The sequence below is a fragment of the Paraburkholderia ribeironis genome (genome assembly GCF_900019265.1).
Lineage (GTDB): Bacteria > Pseudomonadota > Gammaproteobacteria > Burkholderiales > Burkholderiaceae > Paraburkholderia > Paraburkholderia ribeironis.
This window is the reverse complement of record NZ_CYGX02000045.1, coordinates 116616-138113: the sequence shown is the minus strand read 5'-3', so window position 1 is coordinate 138113 and position 21498 is coordinate 116616. Positions and strand designations below refer to the sequence as shown.

The following is a 21498-nucleotide window of genomic DNA, read 5'->3' as shown; positions in this document are numbered from 1 at the left end:
GTGCCTCCGTGCGCGTTCTCGACTTCAGCGCCCGGCCACGCGACGACGGGCGAGCGGGTTGGCGATGTAACGCACCACAAAGTCCGACAGCGGCGAGTAAGGCACGAGACACAGACTCGACAGCGCGAGCGTGCCGAGCTTCTTCTTGAGGCCCCAGAACGGATTCGCAACAATCGCGTGCAGATATCTGCCGGAGTCTCGCAGCATCCAGTGCCAGCGTGTCAGAAACGTCGCGTGATAGATGTTCGAGCAGAAGAAAGCCTTCTCATGCGAAAAGTCGTGGAATGCCGGCGGAAGCTCCATCTGCAGCCGGTCCCTGACAATAGTCCTCAGTATCGTCCAGCGCTTGTTGAAGGCCTTCGGCGCTCTTGTCATCTGCTCCGAGTTGGCGAATGACACCGTTGCGCTCCCAGCGTTATGCACGCGATAACCGCCGAGCGACTTCGGCACGGTTGCGATGGGACCTGACAACGCCACGCCATAGATCGCGTAAAAGTCCGCGCCATAGCGGTTGACACCCTCTTCCGGCACAGGAAACACACGCCTGAGCGCACTCACGCGATAGGCATTGCCGGACGCAGGCGGCGACGGATAAAGCCAGCCATCCAGCAACAGTTTCCTGCAATCGTGCGGCGGTTCGCTGTGAGGTACGTATGCACCGGTGAGTGCTCCGGCGGCGTTCATCACATCCAGTCGAAACTGCACCTTCGCCCAGTCACGTTCCATGAAGCACCGCATCACTTCGGAAACAGCACTCCGGTAGAGGACGTCATCTGAATCGAGGAAAATCACGTACTCCGTTTCCAGCACTTCGATCGCCAGGTTGTACGCAGAGACCTGGCCACCGTTCTTCTTGAAGATCGGTGAAATCAGTGTTCCGTACTTTTCTATGATCGGCCGCGAGCCGTCGGTCGAACCATCGTCGATGACCATCACGTGCGTTGCCGGATAGTCCTGTGCCAGCGCCGAGTCGATTGCGGCGGCCAGATAGCGCTCGTAGTTGTAGTTGCAAATCACTACAGTGACGTGGTTCATGATTTCTCGGCGTTATTCAAGAGGTTCGGTCAGCCGGACTCCGGCAAGCCAGTCAGCGCGTCACCGGGCGGTCCGCACACGCGCTAGCTCACCGACGCACGGGCCGTCAAATCCGGCAACCGGTCGCAGCTCTGGCCATACAGGATCTCGAGTACCTTTTGCGCCGAGCGCTCCCAGCGAAACTCGCGCGCATGAGCCAGACCCATGATTCGGTAGCGCTCCCGCAATTGCGCATCGCTCATCATCCGCAAGATCTTCGCGGCGATGTCGTCCGCCGAAATTGCGTCGCAATACATTGCGGCATCGCCGCATGCTTCCGGTATCGACGTGCGCGACGATGCGATCACCGGACAGCCGCAGTACATCGCCTCGAGCGGCGGCAGTCCGAATCCTTCATATAACGAAGGAAAAATGAGGCAGCCGGCGTTCTCGTACAACGACTTCAATTCGCCATCCGATACGAAACCCGCCCACCGTATCTGCTCCGAATACACCGGCCGCTGCGCATCCTCACTGTGGAAAATGCGTGGATTCCTGCCGCCGACGATGACGAACTTCACTGCTGTCAGACGCTCGAGCTTGCCAATCGCTTCGAGAACCCGCAGCAGGTTCTTGCGCGGATCGAGGCTGCCGACAATCACGCAATAGGCGTCTTTCACGAGTCCAAGGCGGCTCACTACAGCCGGATCCGAGACCACGCGATCGAGGTGATCGGCACCCGGAGTTATGACCGTTACACGCGATTCGTCGATCTTCAGGTGATGGCAGATGCGCATCTTCGAATAGTTCGACACCGTCAGGATCCTCGGCTGCATTCTCGGCAGTAGCAGAAAGCAAATGCGGTACCAGAGCAGGAACCGTTTGGAAAATCCTTGCGGCACGTCGTAGACCGCCATGTCATGAACCATGACGACCTGCCTGCGTTTGAAGATCGGATTGGTATTGCACAGATTGAGCAGCGTCATCCCCCGCGCCGCGATGGGCAGCGTGATCTGCTCCCACAGCGTGCCGCGCAGCCACGGAAACCGCCGTTGATGCTTGAGCAGCGCCCCTGGCTCGACCGTGTTTTGCGGCACGAAAACTTCCAGGTCGTCGGCTGGCGTGGCGTACATCTGCATTGCTCTCGTCAGTTCATAGGCCACCCTTTGAACACCGGTGACGGACTGCGAAGTGAACTTTCCGTTGATTGCAAAGGCCATCGGGGGTTCTCCGTATGACGCCGCCACGACACATCCGCTTGCTACCCGCTCCCTGACGACCTGTCGAATTCAATGCGTGGGTGCGTGCTCGCCAAAATCGCTTGCGTAGTTCGTCTCGTAACCGTAATTCCGTGTACTGCGCCGCAGCGGGATGCCATTGAAAACTGCGCCGGCAATCCGTCCCTCGGCGCGCTCCATCTTCTTGACCGTATCGACGATTTCCTGCTCGCTCTGCATACCCGAGCGCAGCACCAGCAACGAAGAGCCAGCTTCATTCGCAATAATCGACGCGTCAGTGACGGCGAGAAACGGCGGCGTATCGATGATCACCAGATCGAACTGGCCGGCGAGCCGGTCCAATACATCCTTGAAGCGGGGTTTCATCAGCAGTGCCGCGGGGTTCTCCGGACGCACGCCACACGACAGAAACGTCAGCCCATCGATGCCGGTCGTCCGTAACGCGTTGCGCAGCGGCATCCGCTCGGAGAGCACCTCCGAGAGACCGCCACGATTGCTCTCATTGAATAGCGACGCGAGATGGCCGCGTCGCATGTCAGCGTCGATCAGCACGACTCGTGAACCGATCTCCGCATGCAGAATCGCAAGGTTGGCCGCGACGAAACTCTTTCCCGCCGAAGGCGTCGGTCCGACGACCATCAGAACGTTGTTGCGCGCGTGCGCCAGATCGCGAGTCACCGCGGTGCGCACGGCGCGAAGTGCCTCCACCGAGGTGTCGTGCGGGAAACATGCGGCAAGAATCCGGCTGCTATCGCTGCTCACGGAAGCGGCCGCGCCGACGCCGGCTGCGCGGCCGCGAAACTGCATATCGGGCGCGGCCTTTTGTAATGGCGGACTGAGTCGCTCACCCAAAGCCGGTAGCGAGTTTTGTCGGCCTGCCGCAAAACTTCGGTCGAGCAACAACTGCTGCTGACTGAACAGCACCTCGCCGACGACTGGCACGCTCATGCAACGTTCCACATACCTGGGGTCCGTTACGCCGGTCATCACGTGGCGGCGCATGAAGACCAGCACGACGCCAGACACGATACCGAGTATCAAGCCGGCGCCTAGCACCAGGACGGGCTGCGGTTTGACCGGGCGATGCGGCCTGATCGCCCGGTCGAGGATATGCGCGCCGCCCGTCGTGCTGGCGCGCCGGACCTGCAATTGCTCGGCCTTCTGGACCATGCCGAGATAGATCGTTTCCGCAACCTTCTGCGCGCGGAGAAGGTCGACGCTTTCGCGTTCCGACGACGGCATGCCACTGAAATGGTCGCCGAACTTCGCCCTCGCGTCCTGCAATTGCGCGAGTTGCGTGTCGATATTCTGCACCCAGCGGCTACTGGCCGTATAACGTTCGAGCAGTTGCGTACGCTGCAACTGCAAGGCCGCGATCTGTTTGTCGAGGTCCAGGCCACCTTGCAGATAGGCTTGCGCCTCGCTGGTTGGCTGCATGGACTGCACTGTCGAGCGGTAACGCTTGAGTGCGTCTTCGGCCTTCCTGAGATCCACGAGCAAACGAGGCAGTTCCCCATTGATGAACGCGAGCGTGGTCGTGTCGTTGAGTTGCCGGCTGGCAATGGCTGAAGCAAGATATTGTTGCGCTAACTCGTTTGCGACTTCGGTGGCCCGGTCCGCACTGTGATCCGTGTACTCTATTTGCAGAAGACCTGAGTCCTTTACCTTGTCGCTAACCTTGATCGCGTCTTCGAAGCGCTTGATTGCATCGAGCTCGTTCCAGCGAATGACTTCAAATTTAGTGCCCGGCCGTGCGTCGAGTTCCTTCACCAGAATTGATACGCCATTGTCCGTCGTGGGCGTGCCGACCACGCCCTTCACAAGGAACTGATCCGATGGGCCGCGCAACTCGAATGCACCATTCTCGAGCGCGGTCAACGTCAGTTTTTCTTCCTCGAGTTCCCTGGGTACATCCATGGAACCAATCCGGACACGCTCGCCTCCCCAGCCGAATGACTTCAGCCCCAGCCAGGCAGCCGAAGGCTTTCCCGGCGTGGCAAATTTTTCAGCGATGTCGCCAAGGACCGGAATCTTGTGCGGCGTCAACTGCACGTCGAACCGGAATTTGTCCATTACCGGATCAAGTACCGAGCGGCTACGCATCACGCCCATCTCCGTCACGGGAGACGGCGCGGCCGGCGGCAGCATTTCCTGCTGCAGCGCCAGCCCAAGTGCATTGGGCTCCGGCGGGTCGACGCGCACGAGGACATCGGCGGAATAGATCGGCGGTGCAATGAGCAAATAGGCGACTGCCAGCGTCAGAACGACCACCGTCGTGACTACGATCTCCCAGATGTGATCCCGCATCAGCGTCAGCATCGCGCTTGCGCTGAGTTGGCCACGCTCCGTTTCGGCAGCGGGAGAAAGCGAATTCGCAGGGTAGTAGTCCACCGGTTTGATCCTTCCATGTTCGATGGGCAAAGTATCGAACCGATACTGCGCTACTGCACCACCGATTCGCGATCTGCAACTGCCTCCAGCCAACAAAAGCAAATCCTGGGCAGGCGGCGCCTCGCAGCGACCTGCCAGCTCGGGTCGGGTCGAACAACCGTGTTCGGAAATTCCTGAACGACGGACGGCGTCACGACCAACAGTTCATCATCGGCGGCGGTGCCGATCGTATCGGAATCGCCCTATCTTGCTGATCTGAGTACATCGAGAACGAATAGTCAAATACATGCAACCTCCATATTTAATTTGTAATACGAAATATTAGTGTTCAATCTATCTGGATAGCAGAGCTCCAGGCTTGACGAAAACGCGTGCGCCCCTGCTGAATGACAGGAGAGGCGCATTGACCTATCTGATATGACGGTGTGCAGTACCGGCGGAGCTACGCGAACACTGCTTCACACAATTGCGAACTTGCTCTATTGCGTCGTGCTTCGCGCCCGAGAATCCGACCAACGGTCCTCGAGAATGGCAATTGACGAGTCCGTCGCCCGCTACAAGCTCGCAGCACGTTTGAGCAAATTAGTCTTCTTACGGAATTCGAAAACCGGCCTATCGCGCCTGCAATATATCTATACATGCTGCGCTGAAGCATAGTCTGCGCACAAAGCACGAAATCGTAGTGGGCATAAATTCGGGTATTAATGGCCGATTACGTAGAGGCGATTACAAATGCAGTGCCCACAGAAAGCATTGTTGCGATCTGCAATTAATGTAACAGAGTTATACGGGCGGGGTCGTAACACCGCATCTGCACTTTACTCACAGTTCATGGGCAAAACACCTCAGCGTTAGCGATCGCCAGGCCGCAGCTCTGTCGTGAGCCTTTATCGCTCGTCTGACCAATGTTCGCCATGGGTGAAATGCGCGCGCATTAGTCAGGAAAAACTTTCTGGCAGGAATTCATATTAGAACGCCTTCTATCGAATAGCGAGGTAAGAATGCCTCCGATCATGACTATTACGCCAAAACACCGCCTGATGTCAGCCAAGTGCGTCGTGAAAACTTCGATGCGCTAATCTCGGTAGTGCGGCAAATCGCCTTGTGGAAAGTGGCATGACGAATTCCGCCGATTTCCTTATGGACTGAAAGTTATGAAACGCATTGGGCTCTTTGTTTTTCAGGACTGCTCGATGGCAACCACGGGCGCTATCGGCGATGCTTTCCGCCTTGCCAACGAGTTCGCAAACGCCAACGGCGACGAACCTCCTTATCGGTTCTCAGTGCTGTCCGACGCGGGAGGTCTGGTGAACAGTTCGTCCGGCATCTCAATCTGGACGCAGCGCCTTCAACGATACAGCCTGGCCGATTTCCACGCGTTCTTCGTAGCTTGCCGCGATGTTACTGAAGCTGCGGAAGCCAATGACCGTTTTCTGTCGTGGATTTCGCTACAGGGATCTATTGCGTCGTTTGGGATTCAGCATGGCGCGAATCTGGCAGTCGTTTGCAGAGACCCGTTGCAGTCGACAGTGCCGATATTTCTTTTTGATGACAGCAACGGTAGCGCACGCACGAACAGCAGCGCGACGCCCACTGAGCTGGCGGTCGCACAGATAGAACGCGACCTCAACTCCGATATCGCTCGCAGAATCGCCCGCATTCTGCAGACCGGCTACGTCGAGCAGAACAAGCCTGAGCTGGATGATGCTAGCATCACCACGACAACCGACAAGATCCGCGAGTCGGCGCGCTGGATCAGAGAGAACTACAGCAAGGCCATTTCGGTCGCCCAGGCAGCGGAATCCGCGGCGATGAGCAAGCGCAATTTCCAGCGCCGCTTCAAATGCGAGTTTGGCATGACACCACTCGAATATCTGCTGCGCACGCGATTTGAAGTCGTGAGCTCAATGCTGAAGAACACCGACTTGCCCGTGGACAAGATCGCACGGCGGTGTGGCATGGGCGACGGCAATCGCCTCGGGCGCCTGTTCAAGGAACGATACGGCATGTCGCCCACGCAATTTCGCGCGCAACAACGCATCGAGTCTGAAGATCGGTGGCCGACACCCGAGGAGAGCTTGAGTGCTGCGACCGAGACATTGCGAGAGACGCCCTGAATCTTCGAGGGCGGCTTCGTGATGTCACCGGTTATGGATTAAAAACATGACGACAACCAAATGCGACCGGTCGGATCGCAAAGATGCCATGTCAGCTCCAACGCGCAGACCGGTCACCCTGCCCAGCGACTATGACGTTGTCGCTCGCGAACGAGTATCAACCGATCCTCGTGGTTTTCCGCAACAGCCCGTATCCACCGTCAGAAAGATCAAGGAGGCGGCGAAAACCCTGCTACCCGATTCGATCTTCCTGAGCCTGTTACACCATAAGTGCATCGGGCGCTATCCGCATCTCATTCATCCCGTCACGTTCAACGAAAAGATTCTGCAACGTAATCTCAGGCCCGACCCCCGCTATATCGCGCTGACCGACAAGCTTCTGGTGCGGGAATACATTGCTGGGAAGATAGGCGAAGAACATTTGATTCCACTTGTCGCGGTACCGGATATGTTCACGCGCGAGGTGTTCGACGCGCTTCCGGACGCTTTCGTGATGAAGGCGAATCACGGCAGCAATTTCGTCGAGGTAGTGAGAGACAAGTCAGCGACGTCTTTTGAAAAATTGCAGCTTCTCGCCGCGCAGTGGTTGTCTACCGAGTTTTACGACATCGCACGGGAGCGCCACTATCGTTCGATCAAGCCAAGAATCTTCTTTGAACATCTGCTTCTGGACAAACACGGCCAGATTCCAGCGGACTTCAAATTGCACTGCTTTAACGGCCAACCAGGACGGCCGGTCATCTACATACTGGTGATATCGGACAGATTCGGCACGGCGACGCATGGCGATGTGTACGACGTCGACTGGAATCATCTCGACATAGCGATTGGCTACTACAAACGAAGCCCCGTGCCCGCGCCTCGCCCGAAGCATCTGACTGCCGTGCTGAACACCGCCGTGACCTTGTGTGAGGACTTCGACTATGTCCGTGTGGACCTATACGCACCGGATAACGAGGTCTACTTCGGCGAGCTAACGTTCACGCCTGGCGCTGGCGTCTTGCCCTTTACGCCAGACCACATCGACTACGAATGGGGAAAACTGCTCCGCTGAACGGCGCGCCGCCAGAAGACGCGGCAGCCTGACCATCTGCTATCAGGCCGGCTCCATGCCGTTGCCTGCCTTGGCGCCATCGGCTTCGCGCGAGGTCAGGAACGACAGCAGCGCCTGCGCCGCCTTGCGCTGAGTGGCGCTCGTGCAGACCGCGGCCGCGAAGATGGTCGTGGCCTGGATGTCCGGCGGCAATGCGCCGACCACGTCGATACCCGGCAGATGAATCAACTCGCTCAGCTGCTGGAACCCCAGCGCGACATCGCCGCGTGCGACCAGCGCCCCCACCGGAACACCAGGCGGCGCCTGCACGATGCGTGGCCCGATGATCCCGGCGATACCCCAACGCTCGAACAACCGGGTCAGGTGCGCCCCGCTAGGTCCCGTCGAATAACCAATGCTGCGTGCGCCCAGAATGGCGTCGCGCAGCGCCGCTTCGGTACCGATGTCCGGTCGCGGCTGCCCAGCCGCTACAGCAACCGCGATGCCCGAGCGCGCGAGATCGACGCGGCTCGACGGATCGATATGCCCGGTGTGCGCCAGACGGTCCAGCGCATCGGCAGCCAGCACGACGATATCGAATGTTTCGCCGTCCTGAACACGCCTCGCCGCATCGACGCCGCCGACCGATTCGATGGCAACCGGTTGCCCCGACGAACGCTCGTACGCTGCGGCAAGTTCGGCCAGCATCTGGCGCGTGGCCATCGACGAAATGCCGGTGATCGGCTTGCGCACGGTGTGAGCGCTGCCCATGTTTGCCGCCTCGATCAATCTTTGTAGCGCAGTCCAGCCTGTTCCAGCTGCCCACGCATGTTGTACATATCCAGGCCCAGCACGCCGGTGGCCAGCTTCGCACGCTTCTCGCCTTCGTTCGCTTCGCGTGCGGCCGCTTTTTCGAGTACCGACTGCGCCGCCGCCGCGGGCACCACGACGATGCCGTCGTCGTCCGCGACCACCACATCGCCTGGCGTGACCAGCGCACCCGCGCACACCACGGGGATGTTCACCGAACCGAGCGTCGCCTTGACGGTTCCCTTCGCGGAAATCGCCTTGCTCCAGACCGGGAAGTTCATCTCCGTCAGCACGCTCACGTCACGAACGCCCGCGTCGATGATCAACGCATGCGCGCCGCGCGCCTTGAAGCTCGTCGCCAGCAGGTCGCCGAAATAGCCATCCGTGCAGTCCGCGGTGACCGCGGCCACGACCACATCGCCCGGTTTGATCTGCTCGGCCGCGACGTGCAGCATCCAGTTGTCGCCCGGCTGCAGCAGCACTGTGACCGCCGCGCCGCTGGCGCGCGCTCCGACATAAATGGGCCGCATATACGGCTTTAGCAGGCCCGTGCGGCCCATCGCCTCATGCACGGTCGCCGAGCCGAGTACACCGAGTTTCGCGGCGACGTCAACGTCGGCGCGCTGGATGTTGCGATAGACGACACCAAGTTCATACATGATTACTGCCCCTTCGATTTAAGCAATGCATCCAGGCGCGGATAGACACGTCGCGCATTTCCTTCGTAAATCTTGTGCCGTTCCTCGGCATCGACGTGCGCGGCTTCGATATAGCGCTTCGTATCGTCGAAATAGTGGCCGGTTTCCGGATCGATGCCACGCACCGCGCCGATCATTTCGCTCGCGAACAGAATGTTGTCGACGGGGATCACGCGCGTCAGCAGATCGATACCCGGTTGATGATAGACACAGGTATCGAAGAAGATGTTGTTGAGCAGATGATCCTTCAGCAACGGCTTTTTCAACTCCTGCGCGAGTCCGCGAAAGCGCCCCCAGTGATACGGCACCGCGCCGCCGCCATGCGGAATCACGAAACGCAAGGTCGGAAAGTCGCGGAACAGATCCGATGTCAGGCATTGCATGAAGGCGGTCGTATCCGCGTTCAGATAGTGCGACCCGGTGGTGTGGAAGCACGCGTTGCAGCTCGTGCTCACGTGAACCATCGCGGGAATGTCGTACTCGACCATCTTCTCGTAGATCGGGTACCAGTAGCGGTCGGACAGCGGCGGGCTGGTCCAGTGGCCACCCGACGGATCGGGATTCAGATTGATCGCCACGTTGCCGTACTGCTCGACGCATTTGACCAATTCCGGAATACACGTGGCGGTGTCCACGCCCGGGCTTTGCGGCAACATCGCGGCCGGCACGAAGTGATCGGGAAACAGTTGGCTCACCCGGTAGCACAGCTCGTTGCAAATCGCGGCCCAGGTGCTGGAGATCTGCGCATCGCCGATGTGATGCGCCATGAAGCTCGCACGCGGACTGAAGATTGTCAGATCGAGGCCGCGTTCGCGCATGAGCTTCAACTGGTTCGTCTCGATCGATTCGCGCAGCTCATCATCGCTGATCTGCAATTCCGACGCCTTGGGCATCTCGGACGGATTCTTGATGCCCGCGATCTGGAGGTTGCGCCACGTCTCCAGCGCTTTTGGCGCGGTGGTGTAGTGGCCGTGAATGTCGATGATCACCGTGATTCCTCAGAAAATTGATTTGACCCGCGGCGCGGCGACGAGACTCGCACGCGCCGCGTTCCCGCCACGTTCCTTATTGCGCGGTATTCGGGCTTGCCGCCACTTCGGCGGCGTTCACGCGCTGACTCACGACAATAGCGATCGCAGCCAGTGTGGCAGGGACTGCCAGCATCGCGAGAATCGCGCCGAATTGCCAGCCCAAGCCGAGCAATGCGCCACCGATGGCCGCCCCGAAGATGCTGCCAAAGCGGCCCATGCCGAGCATCCAGCTCACGCCGGTGGCACGCGCCACCGTCGGATAACGGCCGGGTGCATACGCGTTCAGACCAGTCTGCGCGCCGCTCATGCAGAAGCCCGCGGCGAACACCAGCAGCGCCAGCGACGAAGACATCGCGCCGATATACCCCAATGCGAGCACGCACAGACCGCCGCCCAGGTAGGCCGCGCTGATCACCGGCGCCGGACGGGTCTTGTCCATCACCCAGCCGACCAGGACCGCGCCGATCGTGCCGCCGATCTGGAACATCGCCGTGATGTTGGCGGCCGCGGTCACGGTCAGCCCAGCATCCTTCATCAGCGTGGGCAGCCAGCCGGTCAGCAGATAGATCACCAGCAGGCCCATGAAATAGGTGACCCACAGCGCGATGGTCATCGAGCCGTAGCCTTGCGAGAACAGCACGCCGATCGGCTTGCGGGTCGGCAGCGCCGGCTCGCTGGAGACGAACACCTCGTCGCCCGCAAAGCGTGCGCCGCACACGCGGCCGAGAACCGCGCCGATGCGCTGGGCCGGTGCGCCGCGCACTGCCAGCAAACGAGCCGACTCCGGCAGCAGCCAGATCTGGAACGGGATCAACACCAACGGCAGCGCGCCGCCGAAAATCAGCACTGCGCGCCAGCCATGGATCGGAATCAGCCAGCCGGCAGCGAAGCCGATCAGCGCCGAACCGAGGTTAAAGCCCGTGAACATGACGGTGATCAGTAATGCACGCTTGCGCTGCGGCGCGTACTCGGACAGCAGCGTCGTCGAATTCGGCATCGCGGCGCCGAGGCCAATACCCGTCAGCAGTCGCAGCAACGCCATGGCCGCGGGCGAGTCGGTGAAGGCGGTGCCGATCGTGAACACGCCGAATAGAAACACCGAGGTAATCAGCACCCACTTGCGCCCGATGCGATCCGATGCCGGACCTGCCGTCAGCGCACCGATCACGAGGCCGATTGGCGCCGCACTCATCACGAGCCCGAACGCGGGTCGCGAGATGCCCCAGTCGTGAATGATCGAAGGCGCGACGAACCCCATGATGGCGACGTCCATACCGTCCGCCATCACGATCAGAAAACACAGCGCCACCAGTAACCACTGGTAGGCCGAGATCGGCCGTTCGTCGATGAACGCCTTGATATCGATCCTCTTACTGCTCGTCGTTCCACTCATCAGATTTCTCCTGTCTCCTGCGCTGGTCTTCTCGCGCGTCCGAAGCCGCTGGCTCCGCGCTCCCGTTGATTGCGCCACCCGTTATGTCGATGGCGTCTCGCATACCTTCCTCAAGTAACTCGTCCGAAAGGTAGCGGTTCGCTCTCTCAGTCCAAAAGTACGGGTTAACCACATGCGCAGGGAAAGTAGCTGGATTTTTGTGTTCCGCATAGCGCAGCGGGTGCTCGGTATATTCCCGATGAGGCCCACTGGATAAGGCTCGGAGGCAAATGCGATGGCGCTGAAAGCGGCCTTGGCGAAGGTCCGCCGGAATGCATCCTCATAAACAGATCAGATGACACGGGAATGAAGTCGCATAGAAGAGGCGCGCAAGCTGCCGCTTTTGCCAGGCTTCGAAATCCCCAACTTGTGCCCGAGCAATGCGATGAACACGACGGCGCACCGCAAGATCGGAAAAAGAAAAAGCGGAAGTGCCGTTGTCACGGCAATTCCGCCCGGGAACAGGCCAGCCCTGCGGGGCCGGCCCATTGATTGAATCACGAAACCTGCTCAGGAAACCTGGTTAGGAGACCTGGTTAGGAGACCTGCTCAGGGCGCGGCGACCCCCTGCGTCTTCGCGGTGTAGGGCGTGTAGAAGCTCGAACCGGCCCATGCAGACGCCGCCGCGGTGTACAGCGGTGCGCCCTGGGTGTAGTTCGCGCCATCGTGCCAGTCGCCGGAACCGGTGAACCTGGCCACCGCCGGATACGGGTAGACGGGACGCGATGCAGTCACGTTGCTCGACGAATCGGTCTGGTACGTCATGACCGCATTCGGCACCTTGGCTTGCTCGACCCAGCCGGTGATCTGCGACACCAGGTCGATGTTCGGGAAGCCTTCACCGCCGCCGCAGTGGCCAACGCCGGGCACGACGTACAGTCGCGCGAAGTCGCTCACGATCGATGAGCCCATCGTGGACTGCATGGCCTCGTAGTAAGCGATCGTGAAGAGCGGCGAGATGTGCTGGTCAGCCCAGCCGTGCCACAGGATCAGCTTGCCGCCGGCGGCCTGGAATGCGGACAGGTCGGGGTTGGTCGCGTCGTTGAGCGGGTGGTTCGCCTTCAGGAACGTGGGATAGAAGCTCGCGTCCTGGTAGCCGAAGGTATCGATGGTCGGCATGCTCGGCGAACCCGTGAAGATCAGGTTGTATGCGCCAGTCACGATCGAGTAGCTGAACAGACCCGATGTCACAGGCGCGGGCGTGTCCGTCGAGTTCGTCGTCGGCACTTCGACGCCGATCCAGTTGGCTTCGGAACCATATTGCGGCGAACCGCCCAGCATGCGCTCACCGGTGGTGGCATCCGCCGGGCCGCTGTAGATCTTGGTGGCGGTGGCGACTTCGGCCGCGGTCAGGCAGTTGCTGGTGCTCGTCGCACCGCTCGCGCACTGGATCGTTGCCGGGTCGAAATGACAGATGCGCGGATCAGTCAACAGGCCGTCGGGCACGCCAGTTTGGCCACCACATGCGGCAACCACAGCCGTGTGCAGCAGCTTGGCCTTGTCGGCATAGAGCACGGCATAGCCCGTGCTGTCGCCGGTGGTGCTGTTCGACTTCACGCTCCAGCCGTGAAACAGCGAGTTCTGGATCTGGAAGTGAGCGGCCGGAGCGCCAGCGATGATGCCGTTGTAGTCGGTCGGGTAGCGCTGCGCGGCCATCAGGGCTTCGCGGCCGCCGTCCGAGCAACCGACGAAATACGAATACCGCTGCGTCTGCCCGTAGTAAGCCTTGATCAGCTTCTTCGCCGCGAGCGTCGTGATGTGCTGGCCACGGTAGGCGAAATCAGCCTGCTTTTGCGGGTCCGTGGTCCAGCTCGAGTCGCTGCCCGAGTGACCCATGTCCGTCGCCGCCGTCACGAGGCCGCCTTGCTGCACCAGCGGGCAAGTGTAGGTGAAGCTGAACGAGCTTTGCTGGGTGGGATCGCTCAGATGGCCGCACAGGCCACCGCAGCCGAGTTCCGCGAATCGTTGCGTCCATGTGCTGACGGGCAGCGCGACCTCGAAAGTGTTCGACGGTGCGAGCGTGCCCTTCACTGTGCAGAAGTTGACGCTGGCGCCGTTGACGGTGGCGGTGGTGACAGTAGCCGATGTGATCGAACTGCCCGCGCCACCGATGTCGGTGATGTCGATCGACGCCAGTTTGGAGCAATCGACAACCGGGCTGACGACGGCCAGGGGGACGTAGGTGAGACCACCGCCACTGCCGCTTCCGCACGCAGCGACAATCGCGGCCGTCACGCACATGGCGAGCAGCGTCAGCAGTGACGCCGTGCGCGCATGGGTGCGCGCGAGCAGTCCACGGGGATGCAGAGCGTTCATGCCTCGCCTCCCGCTTTGGTTTCTTTATTGATCATCAGACTCATCTTCATGAATTCACAGCTCCTCTTTTAATAGTTCGCTTCTGGAAATTGTCTCTTCAGATCATCCACATGATTGTTGCTTCGCAAGCGTTCGACATAACGTGACATGTACATGCGGCTACGCACGGCGGAGCCCGCGATCAAATGGGTCGCGGCACACGATGCTTCTCCGGCAGGATCACTCCACCTTATTTCGGATATCTAAATTGCGTGAATGGGTGGCTCTCTGGAATCATGTCTGCTCTTCCCTGAATAGATGCCGCGAACAACGCGTAGCCTCGAAAGGCAGCTCGTTCATCTAATGCCGGAGTGATGTGGCATGTAATCGCGTTCACTGAGTTTTGACGCGAAGTTATCCGGGCAGGCAATAGCGCGGAATTGGGGGTTAACCAGAACAACATGAATGCGACCGCGTCCGCAATGCATTGACAATGACATCCGAGCCCGACCATTTCCGCTCAAACGCCCGCCGCATCAGGGCTTGCGCGTCACGCCAGAGTCCGGATCCCACGGCGTGCAGCAGACCGCGTGACCACACGCAATAATTTTTTTAGATGGGGAAAGAAAGAAATTGAAATGCGCTGAATGGACAGCGCAATTGGCAGGCTATGCCGCGCTATCGCATCCAGCCCGGCCTGCAGTAGTGCGCGCTGTATTCGCCCGGCATTAGAAGAAAAAGCGGCAATGACCTGATTGGTCATGAGGATCGGCGCAACATTGATATGAAGCGCCCGACCCACGTATCAGTTGTTTCCTTTCTCCGCACTGTCCCAATCAAGCTTCCCGGCGGATTTTCCAGCCACCGAATACAGCGCGCCCGGCGCGTTTCGGGTGCGCTGGAACGCTTCCAGTGTTTCGCCGCGCATCGCGGCGTAAATATGCAAATTCGACACGCCGACCACCGCGCCGAGTTTTTCGAGCATGAAGAAAATCACACCGTAATGCAGCAGCCTGCGCCAATCGCGACGGCGGATCAGATCGCGTTCCTCGTCGGACAATCCGGCCGCCTCGAAGCTGGCCTCGGGATCACGAACGAACGCCTCACGGTGATCCGGCTCCACCATTCGATGCAGGTAATTGCCATGCGATGCTCCTTCAGAAGCCTGTTGAACCGGCAGCGTTGCGTGCCGGCTGATCGAAGCGGGAGCGGAACAGCGCAAATCGACAGGCGAATTTCCGCCGCGGCCATGCGCGGTCATTCACTACCCGACTCCGTCCGGAAATCTTGCCATAAGCGCAAGACATCGGAATTGATCCAGCGCTATCTGTATTTCCAACCGCGTTGCGAAATAGCGCGAACAGCTTTCTGTTTTATTTATCGGGCGTTCGATTGGCGTGATTCGATTTTTACGGGCGCGGAACGTTCCGCGCCCGGATGCATGATGAGCCTACGACCTAGCTTCCCTGGAGCCGGATATCGCGCGACGACGCCCCGACATACACGGTCCCGCCCGGCACATACCGCCAGTTATTGCGCGACGTGTCCCATACGCTCTGCATGCGCTGGGGGATCGTAATGCGCACGCGGCGAGCTTCGCCGGGGTTCAGACCGACCTTCTCCCAGCCGACGAGACGTCGCGGCGGCTCGCCGCTATACGGCACGCCGAGGTACACCTGCGGTACTTCCGCGCCGGCCACGCGGCCATCGTTGCGCACGTTGAACAACACGTCGATCGCGCCGTCAGGGCGATGAATGACGGAAAGCCCCGAGTAGGCGAAGTGCGTGTACGACAGCCCATAGCCGAACTCGAACATCGGCGCGATGTTCTTTGCGTCATACCAGCGGTAGCCCATGTCCAGTTTTTCCGCGTAGACCGGGTCCGGCTCGAACGCGCCATTTTGCCCCCAGGTCGGCGTGTCCTGATCGTGCATCGGGAACGTGACGGGCAACTTGCCAGACGGATTGACCTTGCCGAACAGCACGTCCGCAATCGCCTTGCCGCCGCCTTCGCCCGGATACCACGCTTCGACGATCGCGGCCACGCGATCCTTCCACGGCATCAGCACCGGATTGCCGCTTTCCACGATGACGATCGTACGCGGATTGGCGTTCGCCACCGCTTCGACAAGCGCGTCCTGATTCGACGGATTCGCGAGGCTCAGGCTTTGCAGATCGCCGAAGTCTTCCCCGGCGGGCTGTGCGACAACGACCACCGCGACGTCCGAGCGACCCGCGAGTGCCGCCGCCTGGTCGATCTCCTGCTGCGTGTACGCACGGAATGGCGTCTGCTGATCGCTGTTGCCGGCGAAGCTCACCTGCGCCGCCGGCGCGAGCGCATGGATCGCCGAAACAATCGGCACGTTCAGCTTCAACCACGGATTGGTCCACCAGCTGCACCCCGTCGACGTGCCGAACGTCAAGCCGCCGCAACCCGCGAATGATCCAGTGACCGGATCGCGCGTATTGCCCGAGCCGCCGCCCGTCAGCACGGCCGCATCAGCGTGTCCGCCGATTACCGCGATCCGCGAAAGCGAAGCGGCGGAGAGCGGTAACTGATTGTTGTCATTCTTCAGGAGTACCATCGATTGCTCAGCGACTGCCTGCGTAAATACGTTCGCGCCAGCGAAGTCGATCGTACTGGCCTTCGGCGGATCGTCCATCACACCGGTGCGGATCATCACGTACAACTTGCGTCGCACCATGTCATCGAGCCGCGCGGTCGACACCGAGCCGTTCGCGATCGCCTGTTTGACCGCGGCCGGCGTCAGATAGACGGTCGAGCCAACGTCTTCTTCCTCATCGAGGCCGGCATTGATCGCCTTCGCCGTGCTGTGCGCCGCGCCCCAGTCCGACTGGACCTGGCCTTCGAAGCGCCAGTCGTTCTTCAGCACGTCGTTGAGCAGGTGCGCGTTCTCGCACGCGTAGTCGCCGTTGAGCCGGTTATAGCTGCACATCACGTTGCCCGGTTGTGCACTCCTCGCGGCAATTTCAAATGGCAACAGATAGATTTCGCGCAATGTGCGCTCGTCGATCTGACTGTTGCCGCCCCCTCGATTGTGTTCCTGCTCATTGCCGGCATAGTGCTTGATCGTTGCGATGACCTTCTGACGCTGCGTGCCGTCGGTGCGCTCGGCGAGCATCTCACCGGCGAGCACCGGATCCTCGCCGAGATACTCGAATAGCCGACCGCCGCGCGGCTCGCGTGCGAGATTCGTGCCGCCACCCAGTCCCATTGCGAAGCCCTGCGCCCGCAGCTGTATCGCGACCTGCTTGCCGAATTCGGTGGACAGCCGTCGATCCCAGCTCGCCGCAAGCGCGATAGTTGCGGGGAAAGTCGTGCTCGCCTGCGAAGTGCTGCCAGAGCCCGTCGCGGAGTCGACCATATTCAGATCAGGAATGTTCAGACGCGACACGCCTTGAATGTAGCCCGCGCCGCCGCCGGGCACACTGGACATTGCGTATTCCGAATGAATGAACTGGAGCTTTTCGTCGAGCGTCATCTTGCTGACGAGGGAGCCGGCGCGCTGATGCGCAGCAGCTGCCCCGAACGCATTCACGGCAGTTGAAGTGAGCGAGAAATCGAGTGGAAAGTCGGGAACTTCCGCATGGGCGGCAACGCATACGGCCGTCGCTAATGCGACGGCCGGCCATAATTTCATCTGCATATCTGTCTCTCCGAAATTCTACTTTGGGGGACGCCGAAAAAGCGGAGCGCGTCGGATGGGGTTCACTGCGGATGCGAAGGCCCACGACGCAGGGTGACTGCGAGCACGTGTGCCTGCCAGCGGGAGAATCGGATCAGCCGGATTAGCGTTTAGCGAATCTCCGTGCTGTTTAATGTAGGAATGTAGTCTGACTACAGCATCAGTAGTTCTACTAGTACACCACTCTTTTATGCTGAATAGCGTCTACATGTTCAATATATCGGGAATTAACGCTATTCAATGCGTCATGATTCATTTGTTTAGCATTTCTAATAGATTGAATATTAGTTTTAGATATGGATACCTCATCACCCTCACCATCGACATGCCGCACCGAAGATATCAACTCGACCATGCTGATCGCCAAACAAGTCAGCAGTTTCGTCCACGCGATTGTTCGATGAAGCGGTTAGCATTCCGAATGATTAGATGTCTCGTTCGAATGTCAAAATGTCGTGCCAAACCAGAGATCTAGCACTGAGTACGCTGCCGCAGCGCAGCCGATCGCATCGCTAAACAGTTAAAGGAGACGTGCATCCGATTTGCGGCATGGTTCGTGCCGGCATTGCTTCCCTATGCACGAATGTAGGACTGCAACACGACGCGCGGCCGGCGTTGCTCGCACCCGATCAGTTTTTAAACTAATCTAAACAAATCGACCCGCTGCTGACATACGGTTCGCGTAGGATATTGGAAGTACGTCCCGCGAGCGAAGTTGGCTTGCGCCCTTAACCTATTTGCGGAGATTTTAGAATGAGCATCTTCGGCGACATCGTGCACAAGCTCTTCGGCAAAGCGAAGCCGGACCAGCCTCCGCCCGCTGCGGAGCCGACCCCGGATCCGGCTGACGCGCAAGCTGCCGCACCCGACGCATCTGCGGCGCCCGCACCACTCACCGACGTCGACGTCGCGGCGATCATGGACCAGCTCGTGAGCGAAAGCGGACAAACATTGAACTGGCGCACCTCGATTGTCGACACGATGAAGGCACTGGGTGTCGACAGCAGTCTCGATCATCGTAAGCAACTCGCGCAGGAATTGAAATACAGCGGCGACATGAACGACTCCGCGAGCATGAACATCTGGCTGCACAAGCAGCTGATGCAAGCCCTCGCGGCAAACGGTGGCAAACTGCCGCCGGACCTGGCAAGTTAGGCGCTCGTCGCGAGGTCTGCCTGAATGACCCGACACAAACGGCTCGGGCAACGCAAAGCGGCCACCTGGCGGTGGCCGCTTTGCATCCCTCTTTGTATCCCTCTTTGCATCCCGCTTCGCATCCGGCAGTCAACGCCCCGATTGACGTTGCCCCAACGTTACCCGAACGAAGCTATTGAGCCGCGGTTAGCTTGAGTCCAGGCCTCAATGGCTGTAACGGCTCTTGCGGACCTTTGCGCTCGTCGGACACCTGCTCAATACCTTTCTTCGTCACTTCCTCGAGAAAGGTCAAACGAGCCCGGTAGTAATCAGCGCGCAGCTGCGCATCCAGCACAAGTTGCTCTGCCTGAAACAGTTCCATGCGTAAGTTGGTTAACGCACGTTCAGCCTGTTTCTCGGGAGTGGGAGCGTGATGTGAAGCCCAATTAGCAAGCCACCGCAGCATGGTCAGCCCTCCTTGAGTTCGATGCACTGCCCGACAAAGGCTATCAAATTCTGAGCGGGACGTGTGTTTATTTGTCGCGGGCGTTGCGTAATGCGCAAGGTCGAATTCACCCGCCAGTCGCGCCCGCAAAACTTTCATGCTAGCGGAGCAACCGCGCGTGGTTGTCGCGATACATGACGATATCGATACTTCCCGATATGCGTAGTTCATGGCGGCCGTCTATATCGTTATCCTAATGATTTTTGCTCGGCAAAATGCTACGAGAAAATCTCGAATCAACAGTGCATCACTGTTGCCCGACGCAGGGCTCGCTGTGCTATCGGAACTCTTCGACATTCTTCGCAATGGCCCTCGCGAGTTGCGCAATCTGCCGGCCGTGCTCGATCAGGTCCATCGCCAACCGGAAAGCCAGCACGTCGGCCTTGTCCGCCAATTGAAGCCTGGCAAGCACGACCTGACGCGCCGCCGCCGCCAACCTGTCGATTTCGGCTTTCGCCGCGATGACCTGGGACGTGTCGCTCGCGTCGCCCTCACCGATCGTGTGAATCGCCTGTTCGAGATTAAGCAGCACGGCGTCGGTGAATTGCATCGTCGCCGTGTCGCGCAATCGCACGAGGTCGATCTGATGCGTCAGTCTTTGCTGGCTGGCGGATATCAGATTGGTCCCGACAATGCGGCTGATGCTCTCGAGTTTCGACACGATCTGCGTGAAGCCGACCATGTGCCGGCCTTCATCCTCCGAATGGTCCACCTGCGATAGTTGGCCCAAATAGTGAAGAATCTCCGAGGCGAGCCGGTCGGTTTCCTTGTCGCGGTCCAGCAGAAGATTGATCTCTTCGATGGTGCCGGTGGAGAACAACTGTGAGCCGCGTCGAACGGTCTCCAGCACATTCTGACCCAGCCGCGTCAGCTCGATGCGCACCCGCTCGAGTCCGACCGAAGGCACGGTCAGCGATGATTTGTCGAGGTAGAGCGGCTCGCCCGCCCGCTTTGTCCCCGGCGCCCGCTTCGGCACGAGGAACTGCGCGAGCCGCGCGATCGGTCCGGTGAACCAGATCAGGATCAGCATGCTTGCCACACTGAAGAGCGTGTGGGTATTGGCCACCTGGCGTGGCGTTTCGGCCGCCAGTCTCGCGACCCCCTCCAGCTCCGGATGGGACGGTGAAATATAGCGGACCAGGTCCGCCATTTGCGGAATGAAGAAAATCCAGAACACGATGCCCAGAAAATTGAACACCAGATGCACCACGCCCACCTGGAGTGCTTCGGGCGGCTTGCCGATCGCCGCGAGCAGCGCCGTTCCGCAGGTGCCGATGTTCGCGCCCAGAATCAGCGCGATGCCCGCTTCGAGCGGCATCAGGCCTTGAGCTCCCAGCGCGATCACAATCGCCAGGGTGGCCGCGGAGCTTTGCACGATGGCCGTAAAAACCGCACCCACGATGACGCCGACCAGCGGGTTCTTCATGTCCTGCATCGCGTCGATGAACGGCTGAAACGTGCGCAACGGACGTGTCGCGTCGCCCATCACCTGGATGCCCAGAAACAGCAGACCCAGCCCAAGGACCACACGGCCAAGCTGCCGCAGCAGTTCACGGGGGCCGAATGCATGCAGCAAAAAGCCGATCGCCAGCATGAACGGCGTGAGCTTCGAGACGTCGAACGCAATGATTTGCGCAGTGAACGTCGAGCCGATATTCGCGCCCATGATCATCGGCACCGACTGGTCCAACGTCATCAACCCCGAGGACACGAATCCGACCATCAGCACCGTGGTGATGGTCGATGAATTCAGCAGCGCTGTCACGGCAGCGCCGGCCAGCACACCGCGGATCCGGCTCGCGGTCAGCATGCTCAAGAGCGCCTGTAGTCTCGATCCGGCAATCGCCTTCAGCCCCCCCGTCAGGAACTCCAGGCCGAGAAGGAAAAGGGCAAGGCCACCGATCAACAGTCCGAATATCTCAACCAGGTTGAGACCGACCGGATCTACTCCCGCAGGAGAAGGAATCATCGCGTTGTGCCTTTGTGACGATACGCATGCATGAAAAGAGCGACCGGCGGACAGCTTGCCAGTCCTTTCCGTTTACCGCCTTGCCTGCAAGGAATCCCGGTCGTCCATACGCATCCCGGACGAA

15 protein-coding genes and 1 pseudogene are annotated in these 21498 nt (G+C 59.8%); 3 read left to right on the top strand and 13 right to left on the bottom strand.

What is annotated here, in order from left to right:
- Nucleotides 1-24: 24 nt before the first annotated feature.
- The 3 genes from BN2475_RS20465 to BN2475_RS20455 form a co-directional block, all read right to left on the bottom strand.
- Nucleotides 25-1035, bottom strand: coding sequence for a glycosyltransferase family 2 protein (locus BN2475_RS20465; RefSeq protein ID WP_094781314.1), 1011 nt, complete (start codon nucleotides 1033-1035; stop codon nucleotides 25-27).
- Nucleotides 1036-1118: 83 nt separating this feature from the next.
- On the bottom strand, nucleotides 1119-2234 hold the full coding sequence (locus BN2475_RS20460) for a glycosyltransferase family 4 protein (RefSeq protein WP_094781313.1): 1116 nt from the start codon (nucleotides 2232-2234) through the stop codon (nucleotides 1119-1121).
- A gap of 69 nt (nucleotides 2235-2303) precedes the next feature.
- The gene (locus tag BN2475_RS20455) at nucleotides 2304-4643 is read right to left on the bottom strand and encodes a polysaccharide biosynthesis tyrosine autokinase (protein ID WP_174641998.1); all 2340 of its coding nucleotides are present in this window, start codon (nucleotides 4641-4643) and stop codon (nucleotides 2304-2306) included.
- A 1154-nt stretch (nucleotides 4644-5797) separates the two neighbouring features.
- Here BN2475_RS20455 and BN2475_RS20450 point away from each other — a divergent pair.
- Both BN2475_RS20450 and BN2475_RS20445 read left to right on the top strand, forming a co-directional pair.
- Nucleotides 5798-6760, top strand: a complete 963-nt coding sequence (locus tag BN2475_RS20450; RefSeq protein ID WP_094781312.1) for a GlxA family transcriptional regulator — start codon at nucleotides 5798-5800, stop codon at nucleotides 6758-6760.
- An 88-nt stretch (nucleotides 6761-6848) separates the two neighbouring features.
- On the top strand, nucleotides 6849-7814 hold the full coding sequence (locus BN2475_RS20445) for an ATP-grasp fold amidoligase family protein (RefSeq protein WP_174642004.1): 966 nt from the start codon (nucleotides 6849-6851) through the stop codon (nucleotides 7812-7814).
- A 42-nt stretch (nucleotides 7815-7856) separates the two neighbouring features.
- Here BN2475_RS20445 and BN2475_RS20440 read toward each other — a convergent pair whose 3' ends face one another.
- The 8 genes and pseudogenes from BN2475_RS20440 to BN2475_RS20405 all read right to left on the bottom strand — a co-directional run bounded on the left by BN2475_RS20440 (nucleotide 7857) and on the right by BN2475_RS20405 (nucleotide 17727).
- Entirely contained in the window at nucleotides 7857-8564 is a 708-nt protein-coding gene (locus tag BN2475_RS20440) for a substrate-binding domain-containing protein (protein ID WP_094781344.1), read from the bottom strand.
- A gap of 14 nt (nucleotides 8565-8578) precedes the next feature.
- Nucleotides 8579-9262 carry a 4-carboxy-4-hydroxy-2-oxoadipate aldolase/oxaloacetate decarboxylase gene (gene ligK / locus BN2475_RS20435; protein ID WP_094781310.1) on the bottom strand — a complete coding sequence of 228 codons (684 nt, stop codon included), beginning with the start codon at nucleotides 9260-9262 and terminating at the stop codon, nucleotides 8579-8581.
- Nucleotides 9263-9264: 2 nt separating this feature from the next.
- Nucleotides 9265-10290 carry an amidohydrolase family protein gene (locus BN2475_RS20430; RefSeq protein WP_094781309.1) on the bottom strand — a complete coding sequence of 342 codons (1026 nt, stop codon included), beginning with the start codon at nucleotides 10288-10290 and terminating at the stop codon, nucleotides 9265-9267.
- A 76-nt stretch (nucleotides 10291-10366) separates the two neighbouring features.
- Nucleotides 10367-11725: an MFS transporter gene (locus BN2475_RS20425; protein ID WP_094781308.1), complete on the bottom strand. Its 1359-nt coding sequence runs from the start codon at nucleotides 11723-11725 to the stop codon at nucleotides 10367-10369.
- Between the two features lie 588 nt (nucleotides 11726-12313).
- Entirely contained in the window at nucleotides 12314-14080 is a 1767-nt protein-coding gene (locus BN2475_RS20415) for a tannase/feruloyl esterase family alpha/beta hydrolase (RefSeq protein ID WP_094781306.1), read from the bottom strand.
- Nucleotides 14081-14609: 529 nt separating this feature from the next.
- Entirely contained in the window at nucleotides 14610-14822 is a 213-nt protein-coding gene (locus BN2475_RS33715) for a hypothetical protein (RefSeq protein ID WP_143325830.1), read from the bottom strand.
- Between the two features lie 42 nt (nucleotides 14823-14864).
- Nucleotides 14865-15200, bottom strand: a pseudogene (locus BN2475_RS20410) (gallate dioxygenase); the annotation flags it as partial.
- Between the two features lie 316 nt (nucleotides 15201-15516).
- Nucleotides 15517-17727, bottom strand: a complete 2211-nt coding sequence (locus BN2475_RS20405) for a beta-glucosidase (protein ID WP_094781305.1) — start codon at nucleotides 17725-17727, stop codon at nucleotides 15517-15519.
- A 792-nt stretch (nucleotides 17728-18519) separates the two neighbouring features.
- Between BN2475_RS20405 and BN2475_RS20400 the strand changes: the two genes are divergently transcribed.
- Nucleotides 18520-18921 carry a DUF3597 domain-containing protein gene (locus BN2475_RS20400; RefSeq protein WP_094781304.1) on the top strand — a complete coding sequence of 134 codons (402 nt, stop codon included), beginning with the start codon at nucleotides 18520-18522 and terminating at the stop codon, nucleotides 18919-18921.
- 172 nt (nucleotides 18922-19093) lie between these two features.
- Here the strand turns inward: BN2475_RS20400 and BN2475_RS20395 are convergent, their stop codons facing one another.
- Nucleotides 19094-19366 carry a hypothetical protein gene (locus tag BN2475_RS20395; RefSeq protein ID WP_094781303.1) on the bottom strand — a complete coding sequence of 91 codons (273 nt, stop codon included), beginning with the start codon at nucleotides 19364-19366 and terminating at the stop codon, nucleotides 19094-19096.
- 316 nt (nucleotides 19367-19682) lie between these two features.
- On the bottom strand, nucleotides 19683-21374 hold the full coding sequence (locus BN2475_RS20390; protein ID WP_094781302.1) for a Na/Pi cotransporter family protein: 1692 nt from the start codon (nucleotides 21372-21374) through the stop codon (nucleotides 19683-19685).
- Between the last annotated feature and the right edge of the window lie 124 nt (nucleotides 21375-21498).